Genomic DNA, 12,327 nt, shown 5'->3' with positions numbered 1-12,327 from the left:
CGCACGTTACCGCGCCGGTTGATGGACGGGCGTGATGTCGCGACGCTCGTCGAACGGGACCAGGGTGCGGCGTGACTCCTCCACCGCATCGTGGACAGCGAGATGGCGGGTCGCGCCCGCGACCGGGCAGGTCCACTCGCCGTCGATGTCGATCAGCCGGATCCCGGCGGACTCCAGCCAGCGCAGCACCAGCTCGCTCTCCTCGGCGCTGGCGGCGGGCACCGGGCCGGGCGCGGGCAGGACGGTCTCGGCGGAGGCCCGCAGCTGCTCGACGTAGGCGTGGGCGTCGCCACCGGGCGGCATCGTGCCGGCCGCGGCCAGCCGTCCGCGGCGGACCACGTGCACCTCCCAGCGGCCGTCATCGCGCCGTCGGCCCGCGACCACCTCGGCGCAGCGGGAGAGGGCGGAGAGCCGCTGGGTGCGCGAGGCGGCGCGCAGGAAGGCGGCGAGCCGGTCGCGGTGGATGCCCGCCTCCTCGAAGCGCTCGGCCGCGGCGAGGATGGTCATCCGCTCGGTGACGGCGTCGATCACCTCGTCGGGGCGGCGCAGCAGCGTGTCGCGGAGCTGGCGCACGACGGTGTCGTAGGCCTCCTCGTCGGCGCTGCCGTCGCAGGGGGAGAGGCAGCGACCCATCTCGGCCAGGACGCAGGGCGTCCGGGAGGCCTTGCGGGCGAGCCGATCGGAGCACTGCCGCACCGGGAAGGTGTCGTGCAGCACCTGCAGCGCCTTCTCAGCGACCCTCTTCGAGGAGAAGGGGCCGAGATAGTCGGCCTCGTCGTCGAGGACGCGCTTGACCAGGGAGAGCCGCGGCCACGGCTCGCGAGTGAGCTTGACGAAGTGCATCTTCTCGGGGAACCGCGAGCGCCGGTTGTAGCGCGGCTTGTGCTCGGCGATCAGGCGCAGCTCGCGGATCTGGGCCTCCAGGGTGGTGGCGCACTCGATGCCGGTGACCGTGCTAGCCAGCCCCACCATCTCGCCCATCCGGGAGCGGGTCTCGGAGGCGGTGAAGTAGGACCGGACCCGGGTGCGGAGGTCGCGGCTGGTGCCGACGTAGAGGACGCGCTCGCGGTCGTCGCGGAACAGGTAGACCCCCGGGGCGTGCGGCAGCGTCTCGGCCAGGTGACGCTTCTTGCGCTGGGCGGTCGAGACCCGGGCGGAGAAGGTCTGCAGCTCCTCGAGGGTGTGCACGCCGAGCCCGCCGAGCCGCTCCATCAGCCCGTGCAGCACGTCGACGGTCGCCCGGGCGTCGGAGAGGGCCCGGTGGTTGGGCTCGGTGCCGGCGTGGAAGAGCCGGGCCAGCGAGGAGAGCTTGCAGTTGGGCGCGTCGTCGCGGGTGATCACGCGACGGGCCAGCTTGGCGGTGTCGACCACCTCGAAGGCGGGCCAGGGGCGGCCCTGCGCGCCCGCGAAGTGCTTGAGGAAGCCGACGTCGAACGGCGCGTTGTGGGCGACCAGCACGCAGCCCTGGGCAAACTCCAGGAACGCCGGCAGCGCCGACTCGATCCCCGGAGCGTCCGCGACCATCGTGTTGCTGATGCCGGTCAGGACCGCGATGAACGGAGGGATCGCGGTGTGCGGGTTGACCAGCGTCTGGAACTCGCCCAGGATCTCGCCCCCGCTGACCTTGACCGCGCCGATCTCGGTGATCATCGAGCCGCCCTCGGCGGATCCGCCGGTCGTCTCCAGGTCCACCACGCAGAAGGTGATGTCGCGCAGCGGGCGGCCCAGCTCGTCGAAGCTGCGCTGGGTCTCCCACGCGCTCGACGATCGGGGCGGTGCCGGTGCTGCGGTGCTCATGTCGGTGACCGTAGACGGGGCCACCGACAATTCGGGGAGGGCACGCGCGGGCGCCGCCTATCCTTCTGCGGTGACCACCCTGGCAGACCTCCCGGAGCCGGTGCGCGCCCGGATCGCCGCGCTGGCCGCGGCCGTGCTGCCCCAGGTGCCCGACCTGCCGGCCCCGCTGCGCCGCGTCGCGGCGTTCACACCCGCGCGCCGCGCCAAGAGCGGCGGCACCACGATCCTGGCCGCGCTCGATCAGGACGCGGAGGACGAGGGCGGCCTGCGCGAGCGGGTCGGCGCCCAGCTGCGTGCCGCCGCGGTGCCCGCCGGGACGGATCCCGCCGAGGCGGCCGGGTACGCCTGGCTGACCCGGCCCGACGGCTGGTCCGAGCAGGTGGAGACGGGGATCGCCGCGCTCCAGGCCCGTCCCGCGGCTGCCGAGCAGGACGCCGCCCGCCTCCAGCTGCGGGTCGACCGGCTCGAGGCGGAGCTCCAGGAGGTCCGCGAGCGCCGGCGTACGGACGCGGAGAGCGCCAAGCAGGAGAACAACCTGCTGCGGCGCCGGCTCGGTGAGGCCCGCGCCAGCAGCCGGGGCGCCCTGGCGGGGGTCGAGGAGTCGATCGCCGCGGCTCGGGCGGCCCAGGCCGAGGCGGAGGCGAGCGCGGAGTCGCTCGCCCGCGAGGTGCGTCAGCTCCGCGCCCGGGTCACCCAGCTCGAGGCCGAGGCCGGCGAGGGCCGCCGCGCCGCCCGCAGCGAGCGGGACGCCGCGACCGTACGGGCCCGCCTGCTGCTCGACACCCTCCTGGAGGCCACCTCGGGACTGCAGCGTGAGCTGGCACTGCCGCAGACCGGCGGCACGCCGGGTGAGGGCGTCGAGGCCGGCTACGCCGTCACCGAGCCGCCGGAGACGGGACGCGCCCGGACGGTGGCGAGCATCGGCGAGCTCGAGGGCTACCTGGCCATGCCGCGGGTCCGGCTGATCATCGACGGCTACAACGTCACCAAGCAGGCCTGGCCGACCTCGGCCCTGGACGCTCAGCGGATCCGGCTGATGCAGGCGCTCGCGCCGCTGGTCGCGCGTACCGGTGCGGAGACGACGGTCGTCTTCGACGCGGCGACGGTCCCGGGGGCGGCGGCACGCCACGTCGCCGGCGCGCCGCGCGGGGTCCGGGTGGTCTTCAGCCCGCCCGGGGTGATCGCCGACGACGTCATCCGGGACCTCGTGGCCGCCGAGCCGAGCGGACGGGTGCTGCTGGTGGTCAGCGACGACCGGGCGGTCGCGCGCGACGTCGCGCTCAGCGGAGGTCGGCCGGTGCCGGCAGCTCTGCTGCTGCAGGCGGTGCGCTGAGCGCTGGTCGCCGCTCCAGGTAGCCGACGGTGACGTGCACGCCGAGCGCCAGCAGGATGCCGACGGCCTCGTCGAGCACGTAGTGCTCGCCGTAGAGGAGCAGCGTGAAGCACATCAGCGCCGGGTAGGCCAGCGCGAGCCAGCGCCACCAGCGGGTGCCCCGGCTGATCGCGAACAGCGCGACCAGCATCGCGGTGGCGGCGTGCAGGGAGGGCATCGCGGCGACCGGGTTGGTCAGCGGCCCGTCGAGGATCCGGGTGAGGCGCAGCCCGAAGCCGGACCAGCCCCGGGTCGGCGCCGCCAGGATGGGCGAGGAGAGCAGCCCGTCGCGCGAGGCCATCCACGGCGGCGCCATCGGGAAGACCACGTAGCCGACCAGCCCGGTCAGGTTGAGGGCGACGAAGCGGGTCATCCACTGCTTCCACACCGGCCGGTCGCGCATCCACAGCACCCACGCCAGCACCCACGCGGTGATGAAGTGGGACAGGTACGTCGTGGTCAGCACCGTGTCCATCCACGTGCCGCCCTGAGGTCCGCAGGGCCCGCCGCAGATCCCGTACTGCAGGCGCTGGGCGAGGATCTCGCCGCCGCCCAGCCAGCGGTCCACCTCGATGGCCGGCTCGAAGTGCACCGGCAGGCCGAGCAGGTAGACCAGGCCGTAGCTGTAGGTGTAGGCAAGCAGGAAGAGGACGGGCAGGGCCCAGTCCCGGGCGAAGCCCAGGTGGGAGCGGACCGGCGCGTCGACGCGGCAGGCGATCGCCCCACCCCACAGCCAGAGGAACAGCGCGAGCGGGTCGGACGGCACGCCGATGGTCACGCTCCAGACGGTCAGGAGCGCGAGGTAGACGACGACGGCGAGGACGCGGCGGGTCCGCAGCCGAGACCAGAGCCGGGACCACATGGCGACAGTCTGGCCCGCACCGCAAGAGCCCGGGGCGCCCGGGTCCCGTCGCGACACGGGGCGATAAGGGGCGACACGCCGGCCGACTCACTGGCCGACACGCCGGCCGACTCACTGGCCGACTCGCTGGGGCAAAACTGTCAGGGGTCCCTGCGAGCGTCCCCGACATGAGCACAACGATCGACTGCGGCACCTGCGTGGTGCGAGGACTGGAGTGCCACGACTGCGTGGTGACGGTGCTGCTCGGCATGCCGCCCGAGCTGACCATGGGGGACGAGGAGCGCCGCGCGCTCGAGGTCCTCGCCGACGGCGGGCTGGTGCCGCCGCTGCGTCTCGTCGAGCCGACGGAGGGTCCCATCGTGGAGTCCGCCTGATGCTGCTGGGCCGGATGTGGCCTCTGTGACGAATGAGGCGCAACACGCCGCCCCAAGCGATTGGCACGGTCGTGTCGGCCTCGGTTATGGTCTAGGGCACTTGGTGCTCGACGCTGCGGATCACACAGATTCGCGCGGGCACCGCGCTGAGTCGTGAGTCGCTCTCCGGAGCGGGGCGCGAGCCGGGGAACCATCGACGGCCTGGCCGTCATCTGGGGTGAATCTCCCGCGAGGCGTGTCCACCCAGGACACGAGGAGCAGGGGTAGGACATGTCGTGTCCGAATCCGTCAGCTCACCCGGTAGGCGTACGACAGAACAAGGGAGAACGCCCGCTCGTGACCCACGGCCGGAACCGACTCATCGCTGCTGGTGTTGCGACGCTCGCCGTCGCTGGAGTCGTCGGGATGCTTCCCAGCAACCCCGCCCAGGCAGCCCCGTCCATCAAGGACGTCCAGGCGAAGGTCGACGACCTCTACCGCCAGGCCGACGTCGCCGGCGAGCGCTTCGACGCCGCCAACCTGCGCCTCAAGCAGCTCCGTGCCGAGCTGGTCGACCTCCAGGCCGACCAGAAGCACCAGGGCCAGCAGCTCAGCGGCGTGCGCGACCAGGTCCGCGACTCCGTGCTGGGCCAGTTCGAGGGCTCGAACATGTCAGCGGTCGGCCAGGTCGTCACCAGCGACGACCCCAAGGCGTTCCTCGCCGGGCTCTCCACGATGTCGGCCTACGACGGCATCCAGAACAGCCTGCTCACCGACTACGCCAACCAGGTCAACGCACTCGAGCTGCGCCGTGAGGCGACCGCCAGCCGCACCGACCAGGTCGCCGCGACCGAGGCCGACCTCAAGAAGGCCAAGGCCGAGATCGACGACAAGCTCGCCGAGGCCAAGAAGGTGCTCGACGGCCTCCAGGCCGAGCAGCGCGAGGCCCTGCTCTCGCGTGACTCCACCCGCGTCTCCGCCTCCGACATCGGCGCGAGCGGCAGTGCCGCTGCCGCGATCGACTTCGCGATGGCCCAGGTCGGCAAGGCCTACGTCTACGGCGCGGCCGGCGACAGCGCCTACGACTGCTCCGGCCTGACCATGCGCGCCTGGGGCGCCGCCGGCGTCTCGCTGCCGCACTCCTCGGCCGCGCAGTACAACTCCGGTCGCCACATCTCGGAGTCCGAGCTGCAGCCGGGCGACCTGGTCTTCTACTACAGCCCGATCAGCCACGTCGGCATGTACATCGGCAACGGCCTCATCGTGAACGCCGAGAACCCGAGCGTCGGCGTCAAGGTCACCGGCCTGCACGACATGCCGTACGTCGGCGCCGTCCGCCCGGGCTGACGCCCGCCTGAGCCTTCCTCGACCCGCGCGACCACGGGTCTGATTGACTCGCGCCATGACTGACACGGACCGCCCCTCAGCACGAGGGGCGGTCCGCAGTCGTCTGCGGCTCGTCATCGTCGCCGGGGTGGTGATGATCGCGGCCGTGATCGGCCTGTCGATCCGGCATGCGCACGACGACACCTACGTTGTGCCGACCTCCAACGGCTCCGAGCACGCCGCCGCCGAGCAGCCGACCGCTGCCGCGGCCGCGCTCGCCGCGTGGCAGCGGGCGATCGCGGACGGGCACTCGGACGCGGCCCCCGGCACCGCGGCCCGGACCGCCGCCGAGAACGCCGGCCGGCTGCGCGTGCAGGACTTCACCGCGCGCTACATCGCCCCCGCCGGTGCGGTCGCGGCCGACGGCTCGTGGACCGCCGACGTGGCGCTGACCTGGCGTTTCGGTGGCGTCGATGCCGTGACCGCGAGCGAGGACGTCGGAGTGACCTTCGCCCCGTCCCCGGGCGGTGTCGAGATCACCGCCTTCGGCGGCGCCGGGGACCGGCTGCCGATCTGGCTCAGCGGGCCGGTCGAGGTCAGGCGTACGGCCGACACGATGGTGGTGCTCGCCGGCTCCGGCGCTGCAGCCCAGCAGCGCGCCGAACGCTTCGACACCCTGGCCACCCGTGCCGTCGCGACCGTGCGCCGCGTGCTGCCGTGGCCGCATCCGGGCCTGGTCCTCGAGATCCCGGCCGACCAGTCCGGGCTCGAGCAGATGATGGGCGCGAAGGCCGACAGCTACCACGGGGTCGCCGCGGTGACCGCGACCGTCGACGGCAGTGCGTCCGGGCCGGTGCACGTGCTCGTCAATCCGCAGGTGATCGGCGGTCTCAACAGCCAGGGCGCCCAGATCGTGCTCAGCCACGAGGCCACCCACGCCGCCACCGCGGTGGCCGGCAACACCACCATGCCGTCGTGGCTGTTGGAGGGCTTCGCCGACTACGTCGCGCTGCGCGACGTCCCGCTCCCGCTCACCACCACCGCCCGCCAGATCATCGCGGACGTCCGCGCCGACGGCGCCCCGCATCATCTCCCCGGCGCGGCCGAGTTCGACGACCAGTCCGAGAGCTTCGGCGCGGAGTACGAGGCCGCCTGGCTGGCCTGCCGTCAGCTCGCGCGGATCGCCGGTGAGCCGGCGCTGGTGCGGCTCTACGACGACGTCCGCGACGGTGCCACGCTGGACACCGCGATGCGCCGCGACACCGGTCTCGGCGTCGCCGCCTTCACCGCGCGCTGGCGCGAGGAGCTCACGGAGCTGGCCCGATGACGAGCTGGGTGCGGCGCCTCTCGCTGATCATGGCCCTCGGGGGAGCGGTGGCCTTCGTCGTCCTCGCCGCCGTGCTGGTGCCGTGGCATCCCTACCCCGGTGGCGCGCTCCAGGTCCCCGACGCCCGCACGGTCTTCACCCCGGAGCAGCTGGAGCGCGCCACGGCGTACTCCCACGTCGTCCGCTGGCTGGGGCGCAGCTCGCTGCTGGTCTCCCTGGCGGTCGCGTGCCTGCTCGGCTTCAGCCGCTTCGGGCGGGCCGTCGCGCGACGCCTGCGCGGGCCGTGGTGGCTGCGCGCGGTCGTGCTGGTCCTGCTGGTGGCCGTGATCGGCCGGCTGGCCACGCTGCCGTTCGGCATCGCGATCCAGCGCGAGCAGCGGCACTACGGGTTGTCGCGGCAGAGCTGGGCGGCCTACCTCCAGAACGCCGCCATCGACACCCTCGTCGGTGTGGTGGCCACCTCGATCGCGGTCGTCGTGCTGCTCGCCATCGCACGGCGCTGGCCGCGGGCATGGCCGGCGATCGCGGGCACCGTGCTGGCGGCGCTGGTGCTGATCGGCTCATTCGTCTACCCCGTGCTGGTCCAGCCGCTCTTCAGCGACTTCACCTCGCTGCCACAGGGCGATCTGCGCACCCAGATCATGCAGATCGCCGATGAGGAGGGCGTCCGGCTCGACGACGTCCTGGTGGCCGACGCATCGCGGCGCACCACCCAGATCAACGCGTACGTCACCGGCTTCGGCTCCACCCGCCGCGTCGTGCTCTACGACAACCTGATCGACGACCTGCCGCGCGGCCAGGTGCTGTCGGTGGTCGCGCACGAGCTCGGCCATGCCAAGTACGACGACGTGCTGACCGGCACCCTGCTGGGCGTCGCCGCGGCCTTCGGTGCGGTCGGCGTGCTCGGCCTGCTGATCGGGCCGCTCACGCGGCGGCGGTACGGCGAGAGCGGTGCGGACTCGACGGTGCTGACCACGAGGTCGGCGGAGGTCGTCCCGCTGCTGCTGGCCCTCTTCGCCGTCGCCTCGGCGCTGTCGCTGCCGGTGCAGAACACGATCAGCCGGCAGATCGAGACGCGCGCGGACGTGACCGCCCTCCAGGTGACCCAGGACGAGGAGTCCTTCGTCGCGCTGCAGAAGCGGCTCGCGATCAGCGCGCTGGCCGATCCGACGCCGCCGACCTGGTCGCAGTTCGTCTTCGGCTCGCACCCGACGTCCCTGCAGCGGATCGCCTTGGCGGGCCGGGTGCTGGACGGCCGCTGAGCCTGCGGCTGCCGCAGGGTCTGGGAGCCGGGATCAGTGCTGGGTGCAGCCGGTCTGGCCGGTCTGGGCGGTGACCGTGTCGCAGGTGTTGTGGAACAGGTTGTTCACCCGCCCGCCGAAGGTGTAGACCACCAGCACGATGAGCGCGGCGATGCCGGCCGCGATCAGGGCGTACTCGACCGCCGAGGCGCCGCGATCGGCGCGGTCGGTGCGGCGTGGCTGCCGGGTCATCCGGCTCCTTCCGGTACTTCCGGTGCTTTCGGTGGCTGTGTGGCTGTGTCCTGGCGCCGGAGGTCCCTCCCAGGCCTCCGGCGGGGGCGAGGCGCCGCAGCGGGGGCTGCGGCGCCTCGGGGTTCCCTCGAGGGTGAGAAGGTCAGGCGCCGGGGGACGGCGTGCCACTCGTCGTGTGGCAGCTCGTTGTACTGGTGCCGCTACTGCCGATGCAATCGCTAGTGTCCTTGAAGACATTCGAGATCTTGCCGCCGAAGACGAAGACGACGGAGACGATCACCGCGGCGATGCCGGCGATCAGCAGGCCGTACTCGACGGCGGAGGCGCCACGGTCGTTGTCGCGACGACGCATCGTGAACATGGCGGTCAGGTAGCTCAACATGGGATCCCCCTCGGTCGTTTCCGGGGGCTGCTGTGCCGCCCGACACATCCATCGTCGCCGAGCGGGGCGTGCGGCGGATCGGGCGATGGTGCCGACGGTCCTAGTCCTTTCGGGCTAGCAGCGGGACCCCGTAGTCCGGCCCGTAGTCCGGCCCGGAGTCCGGCCCAGAGTCCGGCCCGGAGTCCGGCCCAGAGTCCGGCCCAGAGTCCGGGTCAGAGTCCGGCCCGGAGTCCGGGTCAGGTGCCGGTGCGCTTGATGCTGGAGAGCAGCCCGATCCGCATCGCGGTGACCAGCGCCTGGGCGCGGTTGGCGGCGCCGAGCTTCTGGTAGATCCGCGCGATGTGCGACTTCGCGGTCGACTCGGAGAGGTAGAGCCTCTCGCCGATGGCGGCCGCGCCGAGCCCGTCGGCGAGCAGCAGCAGGACGTCGTGCTCGCGCTCGGAGAGCCGGGTGGACTCGCTGCTCTGGCGCCGCATCATCGCGCCGATCAGCCCCGAGCAGACGAACGATCGCGGGGAGACGGCGGCGTGCCGCGCGGCCCGTACGACCTCCTGGCTGGGGGCATCCTTGCCGACGAAGCCGGAGGCTCCGCCCTCCATCGCGGCGAAGATCTGGTCGTCCCCGGAGTGCATCGTCAGGACCACGACGCCGGTCTGGTCGCTCTGCGCCCGGATCGCGCGCAGGATGTCGAGGCCGGTGCCGTCCTGCAGCTGCAGGTCGACGACCACGACCTGGGGTGAGATGCGCTCGTAGAGCACCAGAGCCTCGGCGACCGAGCTCGCCTGGGCCACGACATCGAGGTCCTCCTCGAGGTTGATCACGCCGGCCAGACCCTCACGGATCAGCTCATGGTCATCCACCAACAGCACACTGGTCATGCCCATCCCTTCGTCGGCCTCAGCGGAGGCATCTCATGTCCCGACGATCTCGACGGTGACGCTCAGGCCGCCACCGTCACGCCCCACGATGGCGAGAGATGCGTTGATGAGCAAGGCCCTCTCTCGCATGATCGACAGTCCGTGGGAGTCCTGGCGAGGTGCCTGCATGCCCCGGCCGTCGTCGCTGACGGTGATCCGGGCGTGCGGCGCGCGCACCTGGCAGTGCACCTCGATCGCCGATGCCTCGGCGTGCTTGATGGCGTTGTTCATCGCCTCCTGGGAGATGCGGAACAGCTCCGCCTCGACCTCCGGGCGCAGCCGGTCGGTGGTCTCGTCCAGGGTGACGTGGATCGGGACACCCGAGACCTCGCTGAGGTTGCGGGCGATCGCCCCGATCGCGGCGCCGAGGCTCTCGCTGGAGCCGACGGTGGTCCGCAGGTTGACCAGGGAACGGCGGATCTCGGCGACGATCGCGGTGATCCGCAGGCGCAGCACCCCGATCCGCTCGGCCTGCTCGGCGGTGGTGGCCGTGCCGGCCAGGGCGTCGACGAGGTAGCCGAGACCGGCGATGTCCTGGGCGACGCCGTCATGCATCTCGCGAGCGAGTCGGCGGCGCTCCTCCGCGGTCGCCGAGTCGCGGAAGGCGGCGAACAGCAGCGCCGTGTCGAGATGCACCGCACTGGCCTGGAGCTTGCGGCGCAGCTTGGTGAGCCGGCCGTAGAGGTCCAGGCCCTCGGCGGAGACCCGGTGGGAGAGCTCGCCGACCACCACGGCGGAGACGCCGGCGTCATGCGAGGAGAGCAGCGGGATCGCGAAGAGGTTGCCACTGCGATGGACCGCGGCGCTGGACCAGGCGGTCACGGCGACGACCTCGGCGCCGTCGTCGAGCGGGACGTCGTGCACCTTGGAGACCAGCGGGATCAGCGCATCGCCGCGCGGGACGTAGAGGGCGACCGCCTCGATCGGCAGCTCGTCGCGGACCTGGGCGAGGATCGCCCCACCGAGCGCCATCGCGTCCAGGCCCTCGTCGAAGTCGTCGCTGAGGTCGATCAGCCGGCGCAGCAGGGACTGGGCATAGCGGTACGGGGCGAGCGGGTCGGCCCGCTGCTGCAGCGCGGTGTGCAGGAAGGTGCCGATCAGGCCGACGCCGAGACCGGCCAGACACCAGCTGAAGATGTTGTAGCCCTCGGTCGTGCTGATCCCGTGGGAGACCGCCAGCGAGGCCGTGATGACGGCGAAGAGGGTGGTCGACAGGGCCAGCACCACGCCCCACGCGCCGCGGTAGACCCCGGCGGTGAACGGCACGATCGCCAGCCCCGCCAGGACGACCGGCTGGTGGTCGACGACGATGCCCGACGCCAGGCCCACGCCGGCGGCCTCGAGGCCGCCCAGGACGTCGAGCCCGACGGTGCTGCGCCACTCCAGCAGGGTGACCACGGCCCACATCACGGTGATCGCGGCGAGCGCGAACAGGGCCCCGGCATCGCGCGACCACAGCAGCGGGACGACCATCGCGGCGACGGCGAAGGCGCGCGCGAGGGCCGCGGCGCGGCGGTGGTGCAGATCGACGGCCGTGGCGGGCGCGTCGCTGGGGGTCAGGGCCATGACTGCCTTCAGAAGTGGGCGTTCATGATGTTGATCGCGGCCGGCCCGAGCACCGGGATGAAGAGGCACGGCAGGATGAAGAAGATGAGCGGGACGGTCATCTTCACGGGCACCTGCTGCGCCTTGCTCTCGGCCCGCTGGCGGCGCTTCACGCGGATCTCGCCGGACTGCACCCGCAGCACCTGCGCGACGGGGATGCCGAAGCTGTCGGCCTGCACCATCGCGCTGACGAACGTACGCACGTCATCGACGTTGCACCGCTCCGCCAGGCCGCGCAAGGCCTCCGCGCGGCCGTTGCCGAGCTGCATCTCGCGCAGCATCCGCATGAACTCGTCGGCCAGCGGACCCTCGGTCTTGGTCGCCACCTGCTGCACGGCGGCGTCGAAGCCGAGGCCGGCCTCGACGCTGATCGTCATCAGGTCGATCGCGTCGGGCAGGTCGCGCTGAAGTCGCTCCGTACGGTCGTAGGTGCGCTGGTAGAGATAGAGGTCGGGGCCGAAGAAGCCCAGCACCACGGCGGCGGCCACGATCACGATGCCGGTGAGGATCTCGACCCCGAACAGCGCCGCGACCAGCACACCGACGACGAGTCCGAGCGCGGCGCACAGCACCTTGCCCGAGACCACCCGGTCGACGGTCCAGCCGGGCGGGTTGCCGGCCGCATCGAGGCGGCGGCGCAGCCGCTCGGCGGCGTCGGAGCCGCTGAGCCGGCGCCCCACCGTCAGAGCGCGGGCGCGCAGCGGCTCGATCACCCGGTCGGCGAAGGGGAGGTCGAGCTCGCCGGTGAGCTCCTTGGGGGCACCGCCCATCGCCTCGAGCACCGCCAGCGACCGGTTGACGCCCGCCGCCTCCTCGTCGGTACGCAGCGCGAGGGCGAGCAGGAGGACGGCGGTGACCAGCAGCAGAGCGGCCAGGACCAGGATCACGACCAC

Annotated in this window: 12 protein-coding genes and 1 riboswitch; of the genes, 5 read left to right on the top strand and 7 right to left on the bottom strand. The window is 72.4% G+C overall.

Translation table 11 applies throughout. From position 1 onward, the window contains the following. Positions 1–6 precede the first annotated feature (6 nt). Positions 7–1,797, bottom strand: coding sequence for a DEDD exonuclease domain-containing protein (locus ACZ5L9_RS00330; protein ID WP_464532189.1), 1,791 nt, complete (start codon positions 1,795–1,797; stop codon positions 7–9). A 70-nt stretch (positions 1,798–1,867) separates the two neighbouring features. Here ACZ5L9_RS00330 and ACZ5L9_RS00325 point away from each other — a divergent pair, with 70 nt between their 5' ends. Then, complete coding sequence (locus ACZ5L9_RS00325) at positions 1,868–3,130, top strand: NYN domain-containing protein (RefSeq protein WP_464532186.1); 1,263 nt, start codon at positions 1,868–1,870, stop codon at positions 3,128–3,130. Here ACZ5L9_RS00325 and ACZ5L9_RS00320 read toward each other — a convergent pair. Further along, on the bottom strand, positions 3,078–4,031 hold the full coding sequence (locus tag ACZ5L9_RS00320; protein ID WP_464532183.1) for a phosphatase PAP2 family protein: 954 nt from the start codon (positions 4,029–4,031) through the stop codon (positions 3,078–3,080). The two genes, ACZ5L9_RS00325 and ACZ5L9_RS00320, sit on opposite strands and share 53 nt — an antisense overlap. 167 nt (positions 4,032–4,198) lie before the next feature. On the opposite strand from ACZ5L9_RS00320, the gene ACZ5L9_RS00315 reads away from it, so the two are divergent. The 4 genes from ACZ5L9_RS00315 (at position 4,199) to ACZ5L9_RS00300 (ending at position 8,299) form a co-directional block, all read left to right on the top strand. Next, on the top strand, positions 4,199–4,405 hold the full coding sequence (locus tag ACZ5L9_RS00315) for a hypothetical protein (protein ID WP_464532179.1): 207 nt from the start codon (positions 4,199–4,201) through the stop codon (positions 4,403–4,405). Between the two features lie 153 nt (positions 4,406–4,558). Then, a riboswitch (cyclic di-AMP (ydaO/yuaA leader) is annotated at positions 4,559–4,727 on the top strand. Positions 4,728–4,810: 83 nt separating this feature from the next. Further along, positions 4,811–5,731, top strand: a complete 921-nt coding sequence (locus tag ACZ5L9_RS00310; protein ID WP_464532175.1) for a C40 family peptidase — start codon at positions 4,811–4,813, stop codon at positions 5,729–5,731. A 55-nt stretch (positions 5,732–5,786) separates the two neighbouring features. After that, entirely contained in the window at positions 5,787–7,037 is a 1,251-nt protein-coding gene (locus tag ACZ5L9_RS00305) for a hypothetical protein (RefSeq protein WP_464532171.1), read from the top strand. Then, positions 7,034–8,299 (top strand): M48 family metallopeptidase, encoded by a 1,266-nt coding sequence (locus ACZ5L9_RS00300; protein ID WP_464532168.1) that lies wholly within the window; start codon positions 7,034–7,036, stop codon positions 8,297–8,299. Before ACZ5L9_RS00305 ends, ACZ5L9_RS00300 begins: the two co-directional genes overlap by 4 nt. A 33-nt stretch (positions 8,300–8,332) precedes the next feature. On the opposite strand, the gene ACZ5L9_RS00295 is transcribed toward ACZ5L9_RS00300, so the two are convergent. The 5 genes from ACZ5L9_RS00295 to ACZ5L9_RS00275 form a co-directional block, all read right to left on the bottom strand. Beyond that, positions 8,333–8,530, bottom strand: a complete 198-nt coding sequence (locus ACZ5L9_RS00295; RefSeq protein WP_464532165.1) for a Flp family type IVb pilin — start codon at positions 8,528–8,530, stop codon at positions 8,333–8,335. A gap of 142 nt (positions 8,531–8,672) precedes the next feature. Continuing rightward, a complete protein-coding gene (locus tag ACZ5L9_RS00290; RefSeq protein WP_464532160.1) occupies positions 8,673–8,912 on the bottom strand; it encodes a Flp family type IVb pilin in 240 nt (79 codons plus the stop codon). 236 nt (positions 8,913–9,148) lie between these two features. Continuing rightward, the gene (locus ACZ5L9_RS00285) at positions 9,149–9,790 is read right to left on the bottom strand and encodes a response regulator (RefSeq protein ID WP_464532156.1); all 642 of its coding nucleotides are present in this window, start codon (positions 9,788–9,790) and stop codon (positions 9,149–9,151) included. A gap of 33 nt (positions 9,791–9,823) precedes the next feature. After that, a complete protein-coding gene (locus tag ACZ5L9_RS00280) occupies positions 9,824–11,395 on the bottom strand; it encodes a sensor histidine kinase (protein WP_464532153.1) in 1,572 nt (523 codons plus the stop codon). An 8-nt stretch (positions 11,396–11,403) separates the two neighbouring features. Continuing rightward, complete coding sequence (locus ACZ5L9_RS00275) at positions 11,404–12,327, bottom strand: type II secretion system F family protein (protein WP_464532149.1); 924 nt, start codon at positions 12,325–12,327, stop codon at positions 11,404–11,406.

The organism is Nocardioides sp. JCM 18998 (assembly GCF_055391535.1).
Note: the sequence above shows the minus strand (reverse complement) of the source record. Positions and strands in the feature narration are given on the sequence as shown.